The organism is Noviherbaspirillum sp. (genome assembly GCF_035254685.1).
Taxonomy (GTDB): Bacteria; Pseudomonadota; Gammaproteobacteria; order Burkholderiales; family Burkholderiaceae_D; genus Noviherbaspirillum.
Window position 1 is genome coordinate 57,176 of sequence record NZ_DATFAI010000026.1, and the last position, 19,326, is coordinate 76,501.

Genomic DNA, 19,326 nt, shown 5'->3' on the forward strand with positions numbered 1-19,326 from the left:
GGCTTCTATCCATCCCCTTTCATCCTCTTCCGAGCGGTGCGGCCTGAGTCCACTGCTTTTCTTAATATCACTATTTGATTATACTGGCATGTGTTGCATTAAAGAAACCATTAACAATAATTAACCCAGGACTGCGGCACCTGAATGAGGTTTCCGTTGCCTGTGACAGCCATTTCCGGGGACAAGACAAATGAAGTTTTCCGACATGAAAATCAGCGCGCGCCTGGCGTTCGGCTTCGGCCTGGTGATCCTGCTGATGCTCACGATCACGGTGGTCGGCATCATCCGCCTGGACAGCAACAGCGATATCACCGAGCAGATCGTCAACGACCGTTACGCCAAGGCTGCCCTGAGCGTCAACCTGCGCACCTCGGTCAACGCCGGCGCGCGGCACCTGCGCAATGCCCTGCTCGTGTCTGATCCGGAAGATGTCAGGAAATATCTCGCGGCACTGGCCGAATCGACGCAGGCGACCCGCGCCACCATGGCCACCCTCGAGAAAGTGATCGTCACAGAGAAGGGCAAGGCAATACTCAAGGAAATCACGGCCGCGCGCGCCGCCTACGCCCCGGCCCGTGACCAGGTCGTCGCGCGGCTCAAAGAAGGAAGCCGGGAAGCGGCGGTCGCCCATCTCATGACACAGGTCGCGCCCTTGCAGGACACCTACTTCGAGGCCATCGCAAAGATGATCCGCTTCCAGGAAGAGCAGATGACGAATGACGGCAAGGAGGCGGCGACGGAAGGCACGATGGCGATCGTGATCATGGTCGCGCTGTCGGCCGTGGCCAGCCTGCTGGCCATCGTTGCCGGATTCCTTGTCGCGCGCTCCATCACGGTGCCCGTCGCGCAGGCCGTGGAACTGGCCGAGGCCGTCGCCGAGGGCGACCTCACCCGAAACATCACGGTCACCAGCAAGGATGAAATCGGCAAGCTGCTGGCCGCGCTCAAGTACATGAACGACAACCTGGCGCGCATCGTGTCGCAGGTCCGTTCGGGAACCGAGACCATCGCTTCGGCCTCCGGCCAGATCGCCACCGGCAACCTGGACCTCTCCTCGCGCACCGAGGAACAGGCCGGATCGCTGGAAGAAACCGCCTCATCAATGGAAGAACTCACCGCCACCGTCCGGCAGAACGCAGAGAATGCACAACAGGCCAACCGCTTGTCGATCTCTGCTTCGGAGATCGCCGGCAAGGGAGGCGCCGTGGTCAGCCAGGTGGTCGATACCATGGCATCGATCAATACCTCCTCGCGGAAGATCGTCGATATCATCGGTGTGATCGACGGCATCGCGTTCCAGACCAACATCCTCGCGCTCAATGCCGCGGTGGAAGCCGCGCGCGCCGGTGAACAAGGGCGCGGTTTTGCCGTGGTCGCCGCCGAAGTGCGCAGTCTCGCCCAGCGCTCGGCCGCGGCGGCGAAGGAAATCAAGACGCTGATCAGCGACTCGGTGGACAAGGTGGACGACGGCACCCGCCTGGTGAATGAAGCCGGCGCGACGATGGAAGACATCGTGACCAGCGTGCAGCGCGTGACCGACATCATGGGCGAGATCACCGCAGCCACGCGCGAACAGACCGCGGGCATCGAGCAGATCAACCAGGCCATCAGCCAGATGGACCAGACAACGCAGCAGAATGCTTCATTGGTGGAAGAGGCGGCCGCTGCCGCCGAAGCGCTTCGCGAGCAGGCAGCCACCCTCTCGCACGCGGTCAACGTCTTCCGCGTCGACCATGCCCGGCACGCGGCGCCAGTCAGCATGCCGCGCATTGCAACCCGCTCGCCGGCTGCTGTCGCCGGCCGGGAAATGCTGCAACTCGCCCGCGCCGAATGAGGCGATGGCGGCTGCCGGATGAAACTTATTGCGACAAATCCGGCAGGCGCGCCGCCTTCGACGGCGGCACCTCGGTGCGCGCGACGTTCATGACCATCGACAGCAGCGTGTAATAGCCATTGATGCCGAGCAGGTCCACCGCGCCCTGCTCACCGAAGCGCGCCACGGCGGCGTTCCATGTCGCATCCGATACGCCGCGGTTACGGTGCAGTTCGATGCAGAAATCATGCACCAGCGCTTCGTCGTCATTCATTGACGCCGGACGCCGTCCTTCGGCAATCGCCTGAATCGTATCCGCGGCAATGCCTTCGCGCTCGGCGATGGGCGCATGGATCGCCCATTCGACCTGCTGCGACCATTGCCGCGCGGTGACGAGGATCGCCAGCTCCGAGAGGCGCAGGCCGATCGCGCTGCGGTAGCGCAGGTACTCACCCATGCGCCCCGCATGCGTCATCAGCTCGGGGCTGCGCAGCAGCGGCACGAAGGGCGAGATCAATCCGCCGCGCGGGCCTTCGATGATCTCGCGCGCATGGGCACGCTGGGCATCGGTCCATTCACTTTCCGGAATGGGCGGCAAACGGTCACGGCTCATCATGCCGCCTGCGCGACTTCGGCAAGGGCAGCATCGATGGCAAGGCCGAGACGCTCCGCCACCAGGTCCAGTTCCGCCTCGCTGATGATGAACGGCGGCGCAATCAGGATGTGATCCCCCAGGCGGCCATCGATGGTGCCGCCCATCGGATACACCATCAGTCCGTTCTGCATGGCCTTGGCCTTGATCTTCGCATGCAGCTTCAGATCAGGATTGAAGGGCTCCTTGGTGGCGCGGTCGCGCACCAGCTCCACGCCCAGGAACAGCCCGCGTCCGCGGATGTCGCCGACGTGAGGATGCGCATCGAAACGAGCATGCAGCGCCTTGCGCAGGTACTCGCCGCGCGCGCGCACCTGCGGCAGCAACTGGTCGCGCTGGATTACCTGCTGTACCGCCAGCGCCGCGGCCGCTGCTGTGGAATGGCCGATGTAAGTGTGGCCATGCTGGAACAATCCGCTACCGCTACGCAGCGAGTCGACCAGCGTGCCGCGCGCCAGCACCGCGCCGATCGGCTGGTAACCGCCGCCCAGCCCCTTGGCGATGGTGACGATGTCCGGCACCACATTTTCCTGTTCGACTGCATACAGTGTGCCGGTTCGGCCCATGCCGCACATCACCTCATCGGCAATGTAGAGAATGCCGTAGCGGTCGCACAATGCGCGCACGCCCTTGAAATAGCCTGGCGTCGGCGGCAACGCGCCGGCGGTGGCGCCAACCACGGTTTCGGCGACGAAGGCAATCACGCGGTCCGGGCCGATACGCTGGAACTCGGCATCGAGTTCGGCCAGCAGGCGCGCGGTGTAAGCCTCCTGGCTTTCATCGACGCGGCGATCGCGGTATTCATAGCAGGGCGAAACCCGGCCCACGTCCATCAGCAGCGGCGCGAACTGCTTGCGACGCCATTCATTGCCGCCGACCGCGAGCGCGCCGAGTGTGTTGCCGTGATAGCTCTGGCGGCGCGCGACGAACATGGTGCGCTGCGGCTGGCCGATTTCGACGAAATACTGGCGCGCCAGCTTGAGCGCAGTCTCGATCGCTTCCGAGCCGCCGGAAACGAAATACACCTGGTCGAGGCCTTCGGGCGAGTGTTGCACGAGATTGTCGGCCAGCGCCTCCGATACCTCGCTGGTGAAGAAGCTGGTGTGCGCATAGGCGAGCGTGTCGATCTGCTTGTGCAGCGCGGCCAGCACATCCGGATGCGCATGCCCGAGGCAGGAGACGGCTGCGCCACCGCAGGCGTCGAGGTAGCGTTTGCCTTGCTGGTCAGTGATGTAGACGCCGCTGGCGCCGGCGGCAACCGGCGGCACGACGCGCAGTGAACGGTGAATGATATGGCTCATGTCAGGTAACGATGAAGTAAAGTCGAAAATAGATCCTCAAGCCGACGCGACGCGCGGAGCGGATGACGCATCGTCGGGGCGGGCACGCTGCAGCAGGTAGACGCCCAGCAGCAGGAGCAGCGCCGGGATGTACAGCCACTCCTTGGCCGGACGGTCTGCTTCCGTTTCAATGCCCGTGATCTTGAAGCCCTGTTCGAAGCCGGCCTTGTCCGCGCGGCTCTTCAGTCCGACGGCCATCACTTCGATATCTCCTCCGAGATTGGAAACCATCAGGCCGGATGCCGCGATACGTTTGCGGCCATCGCCTGCATTACCGAGCGGCAGCAGCACGGTTTTGTGCACATCCTTGCCTTCGAGCGAGGTGCCTTCGATGCGCACGCGCAGGCTGCTGTCCGGCGGTGCGGCCTTGGCGAGTTCAAACAGCTTCGCTGGCGGCTGCAACTGGTACTTCTCGTAGAACTGGTCGAGCCAGAAGCCGGGGCGCAGCAGCGTGAAGGTGACCAGCAGCAGCAGCGCCGATTCATACCAGCGGTTGCGGCGCACGAACCAACCTTGCGTCGCGGCAGCGAACACCAGCATCGCAATGATCGCGCTGGCGACGACGATGACAAGGTGCCACCACGACTCGATGCCGATCAGCAGCAGGTCCGTGTTGAAGATGAAGATGAAAGGCAGGATGCCGGTGCGGATGCTGTAGAAGAAGGCAGTCGCGCCGGTCTTCAGGAAGTCCGCCTTGGCTACTGCCGCAGCCGCAAAGGCCGCCAGTCCCACAGGCGGCGTCACGTCGGCCATCAAGCCGAAATAGAACACGAACATGTGCGCGGCAACCAGCGGCACCACCAGGCCGGTCTGCGAGCCGAGATCGACGATCACCGGCGCCATCAGCGTCGAGACAATGATGTAGCTCGCGGTGGTCGGCATACCCATGCCAAGGATCAGGCACACCGCTGCCACCAGCAGCAGCATCACAATCAGGTTGCCGGCGGATATCAGCTCGACCAGTTCCGACATCACCAGGCCAAGACCTGTCACAGAGACGGTGCCGACGATGATGCCTGCGCTCGCAGTGGCGATGCCGATAGCGATCATGTTGCGCGCACCGAGTTCGAGCCCTTGCACCAGGTCGTGCCAGCCTTCCTGCATGCGCGACAGCGGATTTTCCTGGCGCCGGAACAACGCCAGCAAGGGCTTTTGCGTCAGCAGGATCACGATCAGCGACATCGTCGCGTAGAACGCGGACAGGCCCGGCGACAGTTCCTCGATCAGCAGCGACCACACGAGCAGCACCACTGGCAGCAGGTAATGCAGACCGGCGAGCACAGTCTCCTTCACCGGCGGCAGCGTGAGCATCGGCGCATTCGGATCGTCGATCTCGAGGTCCGGCTGCTTCGACACGCCCCACAGGATGCCGAGGTAGGCGAGCGCGATGGCAGGAACGATCACCCAGATCGCGCCGGAACCGAGCAGATCCTTGATCCAGCCCAGGCCGTAGTACACGATGTTGGCGAGCAGGATGGTGCCGGCGATCGTCATGCCGAAGCCGGCGAGGCGGCCGAGCGTGGTCGCGCCAGGCGCGCGCGGCAGGCCGTGGATGCCGAGCTTGAGCGCTTCGAGGTGGCTGATGTAAAACAGTGCGATATAGGAAATCGCTGCCGGCAGTGCCGCGTTGCGGCAGATCTCCGCGTAGGGAACGCCGACGTATTCCGCCATCAGAAAGGCGGCGGCGCCCATCACCGGCGGCATGATCTGTCCGTCGACGCCCGCCGCGGTCTCGATCGCGCCGGCCTTGTGTGCCGGATAGCCGACGCGCTTCATCAGCGGAATGGTGAAGGTGCCGCATGTCACGACGTTGGCCACGGAGGAGCCGGAAATCATCCCCATCATGCCCGACGACACCACCGCCGCCTTGGCCGGGCCGCCGCGCAGGTGGCCGAGCAGCGAATAGGCGACCTTGATGAAATAGCTGCCGGCACCGGCCTTCTCCAGCAGGCCGCCGAACAGCACGAACAGGAAGATATAGCTCGACGACACGCCCAGCGCAACACCGAACACGCCTTCACTCGACAGCCAGTAATGCGACACCGCCTTGCTCAGCGACACGCCCTTGTGCGCCAGCACGTCAGGCATGTACGGGCCGGCGAAGGCAAACGCCAGCATCAGGCTCGCGATGATCGCCATCGGCGGCCCGACCACGCGACGCGTGGCTTCCAGCAGCAGCAGCATGCCGAGCACGGCGACGATCATGTCCTGCATGATCGGCTGGCCGGGGCGGTCCGCCAGCTGGTGATAAAACAGGAACAGGTAGGCCGCGCAGAAGGCCGCGGCAGCGGCCAGTATCCAGTCCGCGATCGGAATTCGTTTGCGCGGCGAAGCCCTGCGGAAAGGGTAGGCGGTATAAGCCAGGAACAGCGCGAAGGCGAGATGCAGCGCGCGCATCTCGGTGTCGTTCAGCACGAAGACGTGCAGCTTGAACGGCAAGGGCGATGCGTACCACAGCTGCAGCAGCGACCAGGCGATGCAGGCGACGAACAGGACCGTCTTGGCGATACCGGTCGGTTTTCGTCCTCCCATGTCAGCTTCTTGTACAAGCTGCTGGAGATCGACGTTGGCGGGGGAAGATGGAGTGGTGGTCATCTGAACCTCAATGAAGCGGCATGGAAATCGAACGCACGAAGCCCGCCGGCGCGCGAACGGAACCGCGCCCGGAAAGACGCGCCAGGGCACGCGTCCTTACACGTGCCCCGGCATGCGAAACGAAATACGTTCTCTTACTTGATCCAGCCCTTTTCGCGATAGTAGCGGGCGGCGCCTTCATGCAGCGGCGCGCTCAGGCCATCGGTGACCATGTGCTTCGGGTCAAGGTTGGCAAAGGCGGGATGCAGCTTCTTGAATTCATCGAAGTTGTCGAACACGGCCTTGGTGATGTTGTAGACGACGTCAGCTGGCACCTTGCTGGAGGTGATCATCGTCGCCAGCACGCCATAGGTCTTGGTCGGCTGCGGGTTGTTCGCGTACATGCCGCCCGGAATGGTGACAAAGGCGTAGTACGGATGTTTCTTGACGAGCGCATCCACGCCCGGACCGGTGATCGGCACCAGCTTCGCGCCGCACGCCGTGGTCGGGTCCTGGATGTTGGCGGACGGATGACCGACGCTGTAGAAGAAGCCGTCGATCTTGTTGTCGCACAGCGCAGCGCCGTGTTCGTCCGCCTTCAGTTCGGAAGCGAGCGACAGGTCGGACAGCTTCATGCCCACGGCGGTGAGCAATTCCTCGATCGCCGCGCGCTGGCCGGAGCCGGGGTTGCCGACATTCAGGCGCTTGCCCTTGAAATCGGTGATGTTCTTCACATTGGCGTCAGGACGCGCCACCAGGGTGAACGGCTCTGGATGGAGCGAGAACACCGTGCGCATCTCGGGGAACGCTTCCTTGAACGGCGGCTCGCCCTTGTAGCCCTTGTATTGCACGTCGGATTGCGCGACCCCGAAGTCGAGCTCACCGGCCTTCACTGCGTTGACGTTGTAGGCTGAACCGCCGGTCGACTCCACCGAGCAGCGCAGGCCGGTCTTCGCGCGGTCCTTGTTCACCAGCCGGCAGATCGCGCCGCCCGCCGCGTAATAAACACCAGTCACGCCACCGGTGCCGATGGTCACGAATTTCTGCTGCGCCAGTGCGGCGGGGCCGGGGATGAGGATTGCGGCAGCAAGGGCAGCTGCGATGGGAGCGATTGCGATGCGCATGCTTGTCTCCAATGGAATTTGTGATTGAACCGAAAAATCTGTCTCGTCTCACCGATACGGAAAACATTTGACCTTGAAAATGGCAAATGTTTCCGCAACAAGTGTTGCAGAGCCCCGACTTTAAGTAACAAATGCACCGCTGTCAAGGGAATTGCAACACTTGTTCCATCAAGAATACTTCTTGCACGAAGCGCGCCGGATTGGCGCATGGAATGTCGTTTAGGCCGACTTGCCGGCCCGCTTTGCCGGCGCCTGCAGATACGCGCCGGAGTGGAAAAGATCTTGCTCCGCGCGTTCGATTTTTTGCGCCACCACTTTCCCGGCATCAGCGACCAGTAGTTCGAGCAGTGCCTCGGTCAGTGCCACGCCGGCCACGACGGAAGGAAAGAAAGACGGGCTGGTAACTGAAAACAGGACGGTCACATCCGCATCGAAGGCCAAGGGCGAAGCCTGGCTGTCGGTCAGCGCGATGATGCGCAGCCCGGCGGCCTTGGCCGCCTCCGCGACCAGCAGGGATTCGCGCGAATACGGCGCGAAACTGGTGACCACGAGGACATCCTTCGGCTCGAACAGGCGCAACTGCATTTCCAGCCCGCCGCTCTGGCCATCGATGAGCTGCACGGAGTTACGAAACAGCCGATAGCCGTAGTACAAGGCATACGCGATCGGATAGCTGGCGCGAAAGCCGGCGATGTGCACCGTTTCCGCGCGGCGCAACAGGCCGGCGGCATGATGCAGGGAATCGGCACACTGCATTTCAGTCGTCTTCAGGTTCTGGTGCTGCGCCACGAACAATTCGCTCGGCAGGTCCGCGCTGCGCCCGCGCGCAGCAAGACTCTTCGCCCGCTGCCCGTAGCTGTCCTGGTGCAGGCCAAGGTCATGCGCCAGCGCCGACTTCAGGTCCGGCCAGCCCGCATAACCCAGCTGCTGCGCCAGGCGCACCAGCGTCGCCGGCTGCTCGCCCGCACGCTCGGCCACGCCGCGCATCGAGGCAATCACGACTTCGCTGGGATGATCCACGACAAAACGTGCCGCAGCCTGCAGCTTCGGACTGAGCGACGAAAAGCCGTCAAGTATCTGGTTGATCACGCCCATGGAAGTCTCCTGAAACAGCTGTGCATAAATGAATCGAATGTTACACGATTCGAGGCGGATTCAGGCGAAGGCTCATCGGCGTGAAGCGATCACTGCGGGAATACTCGATGCGCCCAGAATGAAAGAGCTCCCGGGCAGACCAATAAGGGAGGGAAAAACAGATGTTGCAGATGGCGCGGCTGGCGGGGATCGAACCCACGACCCTTGGCTTCGGAGGCCAATACTCTATCCACTGAGCTACAGCCGCGTAGAGGAAATGCTGGAGAGGCATGAAGGATACCGGTTTTCTGCCCGGGCGTCCATGCGGGGCGGCGATATTCCGTTCCAAACCGATCATATTGCGTCTATAATCAAGGGTTTTGCGAGGTATTGCACTGCAGCATTCATGGTTTTTCATGCGCCGTGCCCCTGACCCGCAAGCCTGCCCACCGGTTTCGAAAATTGCATTGAGGGAATAATGAGCGACGCACACAACGAACACCAATCCGCCATCAGGACACCCAAGCAGCTGATTGCTGCCGTGATCGCCGGCTTCCTGGTGCCTATCATCTGCATCGTGCTGCTGGTTCAGTACGTGGCCAACAGCAACAAGGTTGGCGCCGGTTCGGGCAGCCAGTCCCCGGAGGCGATTGCCGAGCGCCTGCGCCCGGTCGCGGATGAAGGTTTCGTCCTGAAGGATGTCAGCGCACCGAAGCAGCTGCAAGGCGGTGAAGCGGTATTCAAGGCAGTTTGCGCAGCCTGCCACGCCACCGGCGCTGCCGGGGCACCAAAGGTCGGCGACGCCGGCGCATGGTCTGCCCGCATTGCACAAGGCGAAGCCACGCTGTTCGACCACGCGCTCAAGGGCTTCCAGGGCAAGTCCGGCATGATGCCTCCGAAGGGTGGCAATCCTGACCTGGATGATGTGGAAGTTGAACGCGCAGTGGTCTACATGGCCAACCAGTCCGGCGGCAAGCTGAAGGAACCGGAAGTGAAGGCGACAGCTCCGGCTGCAGCTGCTGCTCCGGCAGCCTCGGCAGCGGCACCTGCGGCAGCGGCCCCGGCCGAACAGCCGAAGGCAGCAGCAGCTGGCGATGCGGGCAAGAAGCTGTATGAGTCGACCTGCCAGGCCTGCCACGGCACGGGCGTCGCCGGTGCGCCGAAGTTCGGCGACAAGGCTGCATGGGCACCGCGCATCAAGCAAGGTGCGGCCACGTTGCACGAACATGCGATCAAGGGCTTCCAGGGCAAGTCCGGCATGATGCCGCCGAAGGGTGGCTCGACCGCTCCGGACGACGACGTCAAGGCAGCTGTCGATTACATGGTTTCCGCTGCCAAGTAAGCATCCACAGCACACAAAAAAAGCCGACCCGCGGGTCGGCTTTTTTATTGCTCAGAGCACTTATCGCTGCGGTGCCTGCGCAGTGGATTCCGGTTCGGCGACGAAGATCTCGACGCGGCGGTTGCGCGCACGATTGGCCTCGGTGTCGTTCGGCGCGATCGGTTCATGTGAGCCGCGGCCCTCGACCTTGATGCGGTTCGCCGCCACGCCGCGCGCGGTCAGGTAGTCACGCGTGTGCGCGGCGCGGTTGAGCGACAGCGGATCGTTGATCGCGTCGCCGCCGGTGCTGTCGGTGTGCCCGATGATCGTCACGTTGGTATTCGGGTTTTCCTTGAGCGTGGTGGCGAACTTGTCGAGGACGGGCCGGAAGTTGGGCTTGATGTCGGCCTTGTTGGTGTCGAACGAAATGTCGGACGGGATATCGAGCTTCAGGCGGTTGTCGGGCGTCTGCGACACTTGCACGCCGGTGCCTTGCGTGGCCTGCTCCATGGCCTGTTTCTGCTGTTCCATGCGCTTGGACCAGATGTTGCCCGCCACTGCGCCGGCCGCGCCGCCCAGCACTGCCCCGGTCGCGGCGCGCTTGCCTCCGCCGCCTCCGGTGCTCGCTCCGAGCACGGCACCAATGCCGGCACCAATTCCCGCACCCGTCGCAGTGCGGCGTTGTTCCTCAGTCATGTTCGCGCAGCCCGCAAGTGTAACGATGACGGCAAGCGCGGCAACAATAGGTCGATTACGCATCATGCATATCCTCATGTGTATGGACAACAATGTTTGGACATACCGTGGTGATGCAAGTTCGGCAAGTTACTCGCGGACAAGCGCGCGGACTGGATATCGGATCACTCCGGCCCGACGAAATCCTGCTCGGTGGCGGCATGCCCCTCTTTTTTCTTCCTTGTGTAGAGCGCCGCCGCGCCGGCAGCAAGGCCGGCCAGCAGCACGTATCTCCTTAAACCCTTCCGCCTGGACAAGGCGGAGATACCCGTCATGACGAGGGGCAGCACCGTCTGCAGGTTCACGCCCGGCAGTCCGGACAGGTTGCGCCGGCTGACCATGGACGCTGCGGTCAGCACAACCTGGTGCATGACGCCTCGCGCCAGCGATTCCGGCCGCAGGCTTTCCTTTGTCACCTGTGTGGCGAACAGGAATTCGGCCCGGTGGACCGCGCCTTGCGCGATGAGCTGTTTCTTGCGATCGGCTTGGTTCATGCGGGCCTCTTACAGCAATGCGTCGCGGTCTTTGCGCAACTCGGTCATGGTGGCCGGCATCGACAGCTGTTCGCTGCCGAGCATCGTGCGCGCGTACAGCAGGATGCCGAGCGCCAGCAGGGAATAAGCGGCAGCCACGATGAGCAGGATTTTCCATCCCATTGCGTCCCACGCCAGCACGATGATCAGCGCGGTCCAGCAGCCGAGTGCGAACCATAGCGCGACGATGCCCAGCGCGCCGACCAGCAGCAGCTTTGCGATGTTGTTGCGGACCTCTCCCAGTTCCAGCGCGGCCAGTTCAACCCTGCTCATCAGCAGGGCGAATCCGCTTTTCGCCAGCCCGGCGAAGCCGGCGATGAAACCGGGAGCAGCATCTTCGGAACGCGTTTGTTGACGCTCCATGATGCGCGGGCTAGCGGCGCGAAATCAGCATGCCGACAATCAGGCCGACGCCCGCGGCGATGCCGACCGCTTTCCACGGATGATCGTGCACGAACTCATCGGTCGTGTGCGCCGCGGCCTTGCCCTTTTCAATTGCTGCCGCCTGGACTTCCTGCGCCTTTTCCATGGCGGTATCGAGCATGACCAATCCCCTGGCACGCAGTTCTTCAGCCTTTTCTCCTGTCGTATGGCTGGCTTCGCGGAACAGTTCCTGTGCATCCTTGACGAGGGTTTTCATATCGTTCCTTACGGTTTTGATGTTTGAATTCAACATGATGTTGCTCCGGTAATGACTCGAAAAAATGCAGTCGCCGGCGAGTTGCCGGCGACAGTCAACATGGGATGGCCTTCCTGAAATGACAACGGCGGATCCTGTGATCCGCGCCCGGTCATTCCTCGCATTCAGCAACAGGCTATAAGCTATTTATGTCAGGTAATTTACGAAATGTAAAGCACGGAGACTTGCAGAAAAGCGAACTTTCCGGCCTGCATGCCGCTTTGTTGATGCGCATCAGATGAAGTGAAAGAGATGCATCAGCGCCGTTGCGATTCCGTTCTCGCCGGACGCATTGAATAATGCCCGCATGCCCTGCCCGCTCGCGCAGCTTGTCGGCTAACGGAGCGTAGCGGGAATACAGGGAATGCGCGACGTGCACGCGTCCGGAGCAGGCACCTTCGGCCGCGGTCGCCTAACGTGCGCCGGACTTGTCGCGCAATTCGGCGATGCCTTCAATGCTGCCGATCGTGATGGTGACCGGGTTGCAGGCGAGCGTGCGTTGCATCGGACGCCATGCGAACAGCCACTCCTTTTCCTGCGCGTATTGTCGCGCCTTGGAAAAGGCCTCGCCGAGCGGACTCGGCATGCCGTAGGAAATGGCCGCATCGATGCCTGCCCAGCTGGGCAGGATGCGCTGCGCCGCGCGGTGGAGGCGTTCACCGAACTCCTCCGCGTCATGGATCACCAGGCAGCAGTCGGCGCCGCCGAAAGCGTCGAACAGTTTTTCATCCCAGGCATTGGCGAGACTGAGCGTGAGGTAGCGCGTGGATGGGCTGGCCGCGCGCGAACCGAAGGGCAGGATCTGATCGCTGGCAGCCGTGGCAATGGTCTCCTGGACAGGCGGGTGCAGACGGAATTCGCCGAGCTGAAGCGAACGCTCCAGCCAGGTTCGCTGCGAATAGCGATAGAGTTTTTGCGGGCGCTTGTATGCGGCGGCGGCGATCATGGGGGATGTGGCTGTTTTCATGGAGAGGGCGATGGTTGTCTGCTGCGCAGGCTCCTGGCCATTTAAACAGAATCGGCCGCGCACGACAACGCGGCTTGCATGAATCGTTGCGCATGCAACATGCTGCTTGCCTGCAATGCACGTCCCGTTTAGCATTGCTGCATGCGTGCCGCCTGATGCGGCCAACCATGACCTCCTGGAGAACCATGCGCATTGCCATCCTCACCCTCGCCAGTCTTTCCCTGCTGCAGGGCGCCGCGGCCCATGCATCCGACGTGAGCGTCGGCGTCACGGTCGCCGGGCAGATTTCGCCGGGCGTGTACGGCAGGATCGATATCGGCAACAACCCGCCGCCGCCAGTCGTCTTTGCGCAGCCCGTGATCATTGCGCGTCCGGCGCGCCCGGTCACGATGGCACCGATCTACCTCAACGTCCCCCCTGGCCATGCGATGAAGTGGGAAAAGCACTGCCACAAGTACAATGCCTGCGGCGTGCCGGTTTATTTCGTCAGGACCAGCGAGTATGACGAAGATGGCAGGGGCGGCAGAGGCGGGAAGCCCGGGAAGGATCATCCGGGGCGTGGTCACGGACGCGGCCACGGCAACTGACGCGCATTCATTCCATGCATGAAAAAGCGGCCCGAGGGCCGCTTTTTTTTGGGGCAGCGTATGGTTGCAAGTTTTTTCTTACTTGCTGGTCGAAGACGAGGTATCGGAGCTTGTGCCGGTATCGGAGCTCGAGGACGAAGCGGAAGGACCGGAGGACTTGGCCTTGCTGGACTTCTTGGCCTTGTGCTTTTTCTTCGCCTTCTTGTGCGGCGTGGTGCTGCCCGTCGTGGTGTCGCTTGCACCCGAGGTGCTCGAACTGGCAGATGGCTTCTCGCTGGTGCTGCCGGTAGCGCCGGTCGAGCCGGTGTCTGACGCGCCAGAGCTGGTGCCGCCCATGCTGCCCGAACCTGAAGAGCCGGTGCCGGAGGTGCCCGAGCTGCCGGATGACATGCCGCCGCTACCCGATGACATACCGCTGCTGCCGCTGCTGCCGCCGGACGTGCCCGATGCACCGCTGCCGCTGCCCGAACTGCCGGAGGTGCCGCTCGATCCGGATGACGAGCTTCCACTCATGCCGCTGCTACCCGACGTGCCACCGTAGGTGCTGCCGCTGCTCGACGGCGATGCGGCGGAAGAACTGGTGCCGGGCTTGGTCGGATCAGTGCTCGACGGGGACGACGACATGCCGGACGACGACGTGGATGACGGCGAAGTTGCGCTGCTGCCGCTTCCCGTTGATTGTGCCAATGCAATGGACGACACCGACGCAATCATGACGAACGACAGCGATCGGATTGTTGGTTTTAGCCTCATAGGGAACTCCTTTAGTTAAAAGAAAGGCATCATCGATGCAGCAGCTTGGATGCACCGCCAGTTCGCACGTTCAGCAAAATCGGCGCGCGAACCCGGTGAGGAGTTTTCAAACAATTGAATTTAAACGGCTTTTCGCGATGTAAAAATGTGTAACGAGGGGCAGGAGCGGGAGGAATTTACAATGCACGCAGCGAACAAGGCACAGATGACCTTGTTCGCCTGAGAAATGAAGGCAGCCGCCGCGGCTTACTGATCCATCTGCGGCTGCGCGATGGTGCGCAACTGGAAGCGGCCATCGTTGTTGAACAGCCAGGTCTCCGAGAGCTCGAGCTTGCCATGTCGCACAAGGTGCGATGCGGGCCTGGGGAAAGGCGCGGCGCTGCGCAATGAGGCCAGTGCTGTCGATTCGGTTTCGCGATCGCGATTCGAACGCATGATCTCGCTGCGCAGCAGGTTGCCCTGCGCATCCACTGAATAGCGCAGCACCACCACCGAGCGCAGCAGCGCCTGCGGGCGGCCAGGATAGACCTTGCTGGAATTGATGTCGGAAATGCGCATCGCCAGGTCGCGCTTGTAGCCGTCGATCGTGCTGGCGCCGGAGGCGGATTCATGGCGCGTATCCGCTCTCCTTTCGGCTCGCAACGCTTTCGCCGAGGAGCGATCGGTGGACGTGTCGGGAGTGCTGGTAGCGCAGCCGGCGAGCACGCCGGCGGTGAGAAGCAGTGCGGTGCGAATTTTCATGGCCGTGCCTTCGCGATGCGTAGGGAAAAGCGGATCGATTCGCTTGCATGTCAGGATGCGGCCGGCAATGCCGAAGCGAAATCTTCCAGAGAAAGTAATGTAGGGCGATTCGCGCGTGGAAGCAATCTTACCCGGTGTTACAAATCTCACGTCGGGCTTGCATCCGCGGCGCCCTCTCCTACCCTGAGACAATGATCCGCATTGTCGCATTGCTCATTGTCTTGTGGAGTCCGAACATGCATGCACAGGAGCATCCGGCGCACGGCGAAGTGCAGGCCGATGCGCACCGCATCCAGCAGAATGGGGAAGCGATGTTCGCCGTCGAGGCGAGCGCCTTCGTGCGCGCTTCGCCGCAGCGTGCATGGCAGGTACTGACCGATTACGAGCGACTGCCGCTGTTCGTGCCCGATCTGGAATCGTCGAAGCTGATCTCGCGTTCGCACAACGAAGCGATCATCGAGCAGCACAGCCGGAGCGGTTTTGTTTTCTTCACGCTTCCGGTGCACATGAAGCTGCGCATCGTGGAACAACCCATGGCACGCATCGACGTCACGCTGCTGTCCGGCGACCTGAAGCACTACGCCGCGCACTGGGATCTGGAACCAGCGACGCAGGATGGCATGGACGGCACGCGCATCCATTTCTCCAGCACGCTTGAGCCGAATTTCTTCCTGCCGCCGCTGCTGGGCACGGCCGCCGTGCGGTCCAATGTGAGGAAGATGGTGGACGCGGTGTCGAGGGAAATCGAGCGCGGCATGCATTAGCTTGCCAAACACTGCTAATCGAAGCTGCGCTTCTCCCTGAACTGCTCAGTGGCGGCAACCAGCTGCTTCATGATCCCGGGCTCATAGCCCGAGTGTCCGGCATCATCGACCACGTGGAATTTCGCCTCGGGCCACGCCGCCTGCAGGCGGAATGCGGAAAGCGGCGGGCATACCACGTCGTAGCGCCCCTGCACGATGACTGCGGGCAGATGGCGGATGCGGCTCACGTTGCGCACGAGCTGGTCTTCCGTGAAGAAGCCGTCATGCAGGAAGTAATGCGCTTCGAGGCGACCGATGCCGAGGCTGACGACATCCGAGCTGAAGTCCGCCACCGCAGCGGGATCGGGCCGCAGGAACAGGCAGCTTCCCTCATAACGGCTCCATGTGCGCGCGGCGGGCAGATACACCGCCGGATCGTCGCTGAACAGGCGCTTTGCATAGGCCTGCAGCAGGTTGCCGCGCTCTTCGGCGGGAATCGGTGCGACGAACTGTGCATGCACCTCCGGGAAAAACCAGCGGATGCCATTCAGAAACCAATCGATCTCGTCGCGCGTGCAGAGGAAAATGCCTCGCAACACGAAGCCGAGGCAGTGCTCAGGATGCGCCTCTCCATAGGCAAGCGCGAGCGTCGAACCCCATGAGCCGCCGAACACCAGCCACTGGTCGATGCCGAGCATGACGCGCAGGCGCTCGATATCCTCGATCAACAGTTGCGTGGTGTTGTTGCGATATTCGCCGAGCGGCGTCGACTTGCCCGCGCCGCGCTGGTCGAACAGCACGATGCGGTAATGGTCCGGATCGAAAAAACTGCGATGCCGCGGCGACAGTCCGCCGCCCGGGCCGCCGTGCAGGAACAGTACCGGCTGGCCAGCGGGATTGCCGCATTCCTCCCAGTACAAGGTGTGGATGTCATCCACCGGCAGCATGCCGTGGCGGTAGGGTTCGATGGGCGGGAACAGGGTAGGTTCGGGAATGGGGAAGTTCATGGCGCGTCGATACGGATGGGATCGCCTGATTGTAGCGAAGCAGGCGGCCGGCGCAAATGCGCAATTTTCGCGAGGACTTTGCCGCTTTCCCAACAAGTTGCTCAGGGAGTAGCCAGAACCAAAAAATTACTGTAGACTTCAGCCCCTTCAGACGTGGTGACAAACGTCGCATGTTTCCGGCATTGCCGGTGCATGAGCTTTTCAGGAGTGGTAGTTCAGTCGGTTAGAATACCGGCCTGTCACGCCGGGGGTCGCGGGTTCGAGTCCCGTCCACTCCGCCAATATTTAAATGCCCGCGCAAGCGGGCATTTTCTTTTTCAGGAGTGGAGAGAGTCCCCAGCGGGACTCTCGGCGGGACTCGAAGGGAATCGCTTGCACGCGATTCCGCGGCCTGCGAAACGTAGGCGAGTCCCGTCCACTCCGCCAATTCATAAATGCCCGCGCAAGCGGGCATTTTTGTTTTCTGCGCGAGACGCGCCACACTCTCTGCCATAAAAAAAAAGACGAACCCTTGGTTCGTCTTTTTTCCGGGGCGCGGTCACACCGCACTGGTCACGCAGATTTCTTCTGCTGCTCCTCGCCGCCCAGCGCTTCCACCATCTCCGCAATCAGCTTCGCCAGTTCGCCGCTCATCAGCGCAAAGTCAGTGTCGAAACGTTCATCCTCGTTCTGCACGCCTGCATCGCCGTTTTCCTTCAGCACATCGAGCGGCGCAACGCGCTTGATCGCGAGCGACTCCGTCAGCACGAAAGAGACGCGGTCGGCCCAGGTCATCGCGAGGCGGGTGCACTGCTTGCCGGCGGCGATGTGACGACGCACGTCTTCCGCTTCGAGCGTATGGCGCACGTAGCGCACCGTGGCCTTGCCTTCGCCGGTGGCGCGCAGTTCGGTATCCTGGTCGACGGTGAAGCCGGCCGGCGCTTCATCGGCGGCAAGCCAGTCGGTCATGGCCGACAGCGGCGAGCGCTCGGTGCGCAGCGATGCGAACGGCAGGCTCTCGAGCGACTTGAGCAGCAGCTTGAACACTTCGTCGGCCTTGGCGGGACTGGCGGCATCGACCACCAGCCAGCCGTTCACCGGATCGATCCACACGCGCGTGCTGCGCTGGATGCTGAACGCGCGCGGCAGCAGTTCGTCGGTCACCTGCTCCTTCAATTCCTTCATCTGCTTGCGGCCAGGCTTGAAGCCCTGCTGCTCTTCGAGCTCGGCTGCGCGCGCCTTCGTCACCTGATTGATCACCGTCGAAGGCAGCAGCTTCTTTTCCGTGCATAGTTGCAGAAGCATCTGGCGGTTCACGGTGTGCACGAGCATGCCATTGCTACGCGGCGAAACCCAGCCCTGAGTTTGCAGGTCGACGCTGGAGCATGGCGCGAAGGCTTGCGGCGCGAGCGCTGCTTCAAGTTGATCGGCACTGAGCGTCCACGGCGCGGTGAGACGATAGATCTGGAGATTCTTGAACCACATGATGCGCATCCGGAAAAAAGGAGGCGCCCATTCTACACGCCGGCTACTGCGCCGTCAGTCGCGCCTGCGCATCATCCGCGGTTGACAATGCCTCGTCTTCGGCAAACAGGCCGAGCTGCGTGTCGTCCTCATCTTCATTCAGCCGCACGCCCACGCCGAGCAGGCGCACCGGCCTGCGGCTGCGCTGGTGCGCGGTCTCCAGCAGCTTGCGGCAGGTCGCTTCGTCGATCGCATTGCTCACGCATTCCGCCGTGGTGCGGCGAAAATCATCGAAACGAATTTTTACAAAAAGCTTGTGAATATAACGTTCTGCTTGCGCGCGTTTCACGCGCTGGTGCAGCAGCGCGATCAGCGGCAACAGCTCGCGCACGCAACTTTCCATATCGGGCAGATCGACCACGTAGGTCTCTTCAACGCTTACCGACTTGCGCTCCTGGCTCGGACTCACCTGCCGCCGGTCGATGCCGCGACACAGGTTGTACAGGCTGCCGCCGAACTTGCCGAAGTGATGCTGCAGTTCGGGTATCGACCAATTGCGCAGGTCCGTGCAGGTGAATGCGCCGAGCCGCTTGAGCTTCATCGCGGTCACCTTGCCGACGCCGAACAGTTTGTCGACCGGCAGCGCGGCGACGAAGGCATCGACCTCCTGCGGACGGATGACGAACTGTCCGTTCGGCTTGTTCCAGTCGCTCGCAATCTTGGCGAGGAACTTGTTGGGCGCGATACCGGCCGATGCGGTGATGCCGACCGTCTCCGCGATGCGCGCACGGATGTCCTGCGCGATCAGCGTGGCGCTACCCTTGAACTGCGGCGACGCGGTGACGTCGAGATAGGCTTCGTCGAGCGACAGCGGTTCGACGAGATCCGTGTAGTCGCGGTAGATGGCGAGAATCTGCTTCGATGCCGCGCGATACTTGTCCATCGCCGGCGGGATCACGATCAGGTCGGGACAACGCTGCAGCGCCTGCGAGGTCGGCATCGCGGAGCGCACGCCGAAGCGGCGCGCTTCGTAATTGCAGGTCGCGACCACGCCGCGCTGGTCGGGACGTCCGCCCACGGCGAGCGGCTTGCCGCGCAGGGACGGATCGTCGCGCATCTCCACCGATGCGTAAAAACAGTCGCAATCGCAGTGGATGATCTTTCGCAGCGGGGCGCTCACGATGGCAGGGACAACAGGCAGACAGATGAAGGCAGTGCTTCATTGTACCGGGCTGCGCAC

Annotated in this window: 20 protein-coding genes and 2 tRNA genes; 7 read left to right on the forward strand and 15 right to left on the reverse strand. The window is 62.4% G+C overall.

What is annotated here, in order from left to right:
* Positions 1-190: 190 nt before the first annotated feature.
* Entirely contained in the window at positions 191-1,834 is a 1,644-nt protein-coding gene (locus VJ698_RS13235) for a methyl-accepting chemotaxis protein (protein ID WP_324103242.1), read from the forward strand.
* A 25-nt stretch (positions 1,835-1,859) separates the two neighbouring features.
* On the opposite strand, the gene VJ698_RS13240 is transcribed toward VJ698_RS13235, so the two are convergent.
* The 6 genes from VJ698_RS13240 to VJ698_RS13265 all read right to left on the reverse strand — a co-directional run bounded on the left by VJ698_RS13240 (position 1,860) and on the right by VJ698_RS13265 (position 8,845).
* Positions 1,860-2,429: a carboxymuconolactone decarboxylase family protein gene (locus VJ698_RS13240; protein WP_414691154.1), complete on the reverse strand. Its 570-nt coding sequence runs from the start codon at positions 2,427-2,429 to the stop codon at positions 1,860-1,862.
* Positions 2,426-3,766: an aspartate aminotransferase family protein gene (locus tag VJ698_RS13245; RefSeq protein ID WP_324103243.1), complete on the reverse strand. Its 1,341-nt coding sequence runs from the start codon at positions 3,764-3,766 to the stop codon at positions 2,426-2,428. Before VJ698_RS13245 ends, VJ698_RS13240 begins: the two co-directional genes overlap by 4 nt.
* A gap of 36 nt (positions 3,767-3,802) precedes the next feature.
* Positions 3,803-6,337 carry a TRAP transporter permease gene (locus VJ698_RS13250; protein WP_324103244.1) on the reverse strand — a complete coding sequence of 845 codons (2,535 nt, stop codon included), beginning with the start codon at positions 6,335-6,337 and terminating at the stop codon, positions 3,803-3,805.
* A gap of 197 nt (positions 6,338-6,534) precedes the next feature.
* Positions 6,535-7,503 carry a TAXI family TRAP transporter solute-binding subunit gene (locus VJ698_RS13255; protein WP_324103245.1) on the reverse strand — a complete coding sequence of 323 codons (969 nt, stop codon included), beginning with the start codon at positions 7,501-7,503 and terminating at the stop codon, positions 6,535-6,537.
* A 219-nt stretch (positions 7,504-7,722) separates the two neighbouring features.
* A complete protein-coding gene (locus VJ698_RS13260) occupies positions 7,723-8,598 on the reverse strand; it encodes a MurR/RpiR family transcriptional regulator (protein WP_324103246.1) in 876 nt (291 codons plus the stop codon).
* A 171-nt stretch (positions 8,599-8,769) separates the two neighbouring features.
* Positions 8,770-8,845 (reverse strand) — tRNA-Arg (locus VJ698_RS13265).
* A gap of 210 nt (positions 8,846-9,055) precedes the next feature.
* Between VJ698_RS13265 and VJ698_RS13270 the strand changes: the two genes are divergently transcribed.
* Positions 9,056-9,919, forward strand: a complete 864-nt coding sequence (locus VJ698_RS13270) for a c-type cytochrome (RefSeq protein ID WP_324103247.1) — start codon at positions 9,056-9,058, stop codon at positions 9,917-9,919.
* A gap of 60 nt (positions 9,920-9,979) precedes the next feature.
* Here the strand turns inward: VJ698_RS13270 and VJ698_RS13275 are convergent, their stop codons facing one another.
* The 5 genes from VJ698_RS13275 to VJ698_RS13295 form a co-directional block, all read right to left on the reverse strand.
* Entirely contained in the window at positions 9,980-10,660 is a 681-nt protein-coding gene (locus VJ698_RS13275) for an OmpA family protein (RefSeq protein WP_324103248.1), read from the reverse strand.
* Between the two features lie 98 nt (positions 10,661-10,758).
* A complete protein-coding gene (locus VJ698_RS13280) occupies positions 10,759-11,127 on the reverse strand; it encodes a hypothetical protein (RefSeq protein WP_324103249.1) in 369 nt (122 codons plus the stop codon).
* A gap of 9 nt (positions 11,128-11,136) precedes the next feature.
* Positions 11,137-11,529, reverse strand: coding sequence for a phage holin family protein (locus tag VJ698_RS13285; protein WP_324103250.1), 393 nt, complete (start codon positions 11,527-11,529; stop codon positions 11,137-11,139).
* A 10-nt stretch (positions 11,530-11,539) separates the two neighbouring features.
* Complete coding sequence (locus VJ698_RS13290; protein ID WP_414691155.1) at positions 11,540-11,842, reverse strand: DUF883 family protein; 303 nt, start codon at positions 11,840-11,842, stop codon at positions 11,540-11,542.
* Positions 11,843-12,257: 415 nt separating this feature from the next.
* Positions 12,258-12,812, reverse strand: coding sequence for a hypothetical protein (locus VJ698_RS13295; RefSeq protein WP_324103252.1), 555 nt, complete (start codon positions 12,810-12,812; stop codon positions 12,258-12,260).
* A gap of 167 nt (positions 12,813-12,979) precedes the next feature.
* On the opposite strand from VJ698_RS13295, the gene VJ698_RS13300 reads away from it, so the two are divergent.
* The 3 genes from VJ698_RS13300 (at position 12,980) to VJ698_RS13310 (ending at position 14,171) form a co-directional block, all read left to right on the forward strand.
* Positions 12,980-13,399, forward strand: a complete 420-nt coding sequence (locus tag VJ698_RS13300) for a hypothetical protein (protein ID WP_324103253.1) — start codon at positions 12,980-12,982, stop codon at positions 13,397-13,399.
* Positions 13,400-13,463: 64 nt separating this feature from the next.
* Positions 13,464-13,940 (forward strand): hypothetical protein, encoded by a 477-nt coding sequence (locus tag VJ698_RS13305; protein WP_324103254.1) that lies wholly within the window; start codon positions 13,464-13,466, stop codon positions 13,938-13,940.
* Complete coding sequence (locus VJ698_RS13310; protein ID WP_324103255.1) at positions 13,941-14,171, forward strand: hypothetical protein; 231 nt, start codon at positions 13,941-13,943, stop codon at positions 14,169-14,171.
* 227 nt (positions 14,172-14,398) lie between these two features.
* Here VJ698_RS13310 and VJ698_RS13315 read toward each other — a convergent pair whose 3' ends face one another.
* Positions 14,399-14,893: a TonB family protein gene (locus tag VJ698_RS13315; RefSeq protein WP_324103256.1), complete on the reverse strand. Its 495-nt coding sequence runs from the start codon at positions 14,891-14,893 to the stop codon at positions 14,399-14,401.
* Positions 14,894-15,129: 236 nt separating this feature from the next.
* Here VJ698_RS13315 and VJ698_RS13320 point away from each other — a divergent pair, with 236 nt between their 5' ends.
* Complete coding sequence (locus VJ698_RS13320; protein ID WP_324103257.1) at positions 15,130-15,657, forward strand: SRPBCC family protein; 528 nt, start codon at positions 15,130-15,132, stop codon at positions 15,655-15,657.
* Between the two features lie 14 nt (positions 15,658-15,671).
* On the opposite strand, the gene pip is transcribed toward VJ698_RS13320, so the two are convergent.
* A complete protein-coding gene (pip, locus tag VJ698_RS13325) occupies positions 15,672-16,643 on the reverse strand; it encodes a prolyl aminopeptidase (protein WP_324103258.1) in 972 nt (323 codons plus the stop codon).
* A 204-nt stretch (positions 16,644-16,847) separates the two neighbouring features.
* Here pip and VJ698_RS13330 point away from each other — a divergent pair.
* Positions 16,848-16,924 (forward strand) — tRNA-Asp (locus VJ698_RS13330).
* A 271-nt stretch (positions 16,925-17,195) separates the two neighbouring features.
* On the opposite strand, the gene VJ698_RS13335 is transcribed toward VJ698_RS13330, so the two are convergent.
* Both VJ698_RS13335 and dinB read right to left on the reverse strand, forming a co-directional pair.
* The gene (locus tag VJ698_RS13335) at positions 17,196-18,107 is read right to left on the reverse strand and encodes a recombination-associated protein RdgC (protein ID WP_324103259.1); all 912 of its coding nucleotides are present in this window, start codon (positions 18,105-18,107) and stop codon (positions 17,196-17,198) included.
* Between the two features lie 43 nt (positions 18,108-18,150).
* A complete protein-coding gene (dinB, locus tag VJ698_RS13340) occupies positions 18,151-19,254 on the reverse strand; it encodes a DNA polymerase IV (protein WP_324103308.1) in 1,104 nt (367 codons plus the stop codon).
* Between the last annotated feature and the right edge of the window lie 72 nt (positions 19,255-19,326).

Excerpts from the sequence above, each read along its gene's own strand:
- VJ698_RS13235 (WP_324103242.1), top strand. The coding sequence starts at position 191 with ATGAAGTTTTCCGACATGAAAATCAGCGCGCGCCTGGCGTTCGGCTTC.
- VJ698_RS13240 (WP_414691154.1), bottom strand. The coding sequence starts at position 2,429 with ATGATGAGCCGTGACCGTTTGCCGCCCATTCCGGAAAGTGAATGGACC.
- VJ698_RS13245 (WP_324103243.1), bottom strand. The coding sequence starts at position 3,766 with ATGAGCCATATCATTCACCGTTCACTGCGCGTCGTGCCGCCGGTTGCC.
- VJ698_RS13250 (WP_324103244.1), bottom strand. The coding sequence starts at position 6,337 with ATGGGAGGACGAAAACCGACCGGTATCGCCAAGACGGTCCTGTTCGTC.
- VJ698_RS13255 (WP_324103245.1), bottom strand. The coding sequence starts at position 7,503 with ATGCGCATCGCAATCGCTCCCATCGCAGCTGCCCTTGCTGCCGCAATC.
- VJ698_RS13260 (WP_324103246.1), bottom strand. The coding sequence starts at position 8,598 with ATGGGCGTGATCAACCAGATACTTGACGGCTTTTCGTCGCTCAGTCCG.
- VJ698_RS13270 (WP_324103247.1), top strand. The coding sequence starts at position 9,056 with ATGAGCGACGCACACAACGAACACCAATCCGCCATCAGGACACCCAAG.
- VJ698_RS13275 (WP_324103248.1), bottom strand. The coding sequence starts at position 10,660 with ATGATGCGTAATCGACCTATTGTTGCCGCGCTTGCCGTCATCGTTACA.
- VJ698_RS13280 (WP_324103249.1), bottom strand. The coding sequence starts at position 11,127 with ATGAACCAAGCCGATCGCAAGAAACAGCTCATCGCGCAAGGCGCGGTC.
- VJ698_RS13285 (WP_324103250.1), bottom strand. The coding sequence starts at position 11,529 with ATGGAGCGTCAACAAACGCGTTCCGAAGATGCTGCTCCCGGTTTCATC.
- VJ698_RS13290 (WP_414691155.1), bottom strand. The coding sequence starts at position 11,842 with ATGTTGAATTCAAACATCAAAACCGTAAGGAACGATATGAAAACCCTC.
- VJ698_RS13295 (WP_324103252.1), bottom strand. The coding sequence starts at position 12,812 with ATGAAAACAGCCACATCCCCCATGATCGCCGCCGCCGCATACAAGCGC.
- VJ698_RS13300 (WP_324103253.1), top strand. The coding sequence starts at position 12,980 with ATGACCTCCTGGAGAACCATGCGCATTGCCATCCTCACCCTCGCCAGT.
- VJ698_RS13315 (WP_324103256.1), bottom strand. The coding sequence starts at position 14,893 with ATGAAAATTCGCACCGCACTGCTTCTCACCGCCGGCGTGCTCGCCGGC.
- VJ698_RS13320 (WP_324103257.1), top strand. The coding sequence starts at position 15,130 with ATGCATGCACAGGAGCATCCGGCGCACGGCGAAGTGCAGGCCGATGCG.
- pip (WP_324103258.1), bottom strand. The coding sequence starts at position 16,643 with ATGAACTTCCCCATTCCCGAACCTACCCTGTTCCCGCCCATCGAACCC.
- VJ698_RS13335 (WP_324103259.1), bottom strand. The coding sequence starts at position 18,107 with ATGTGGTTCAAGAATCTCCAGATCTATCGTCTCACCGCGCCGTGGACG.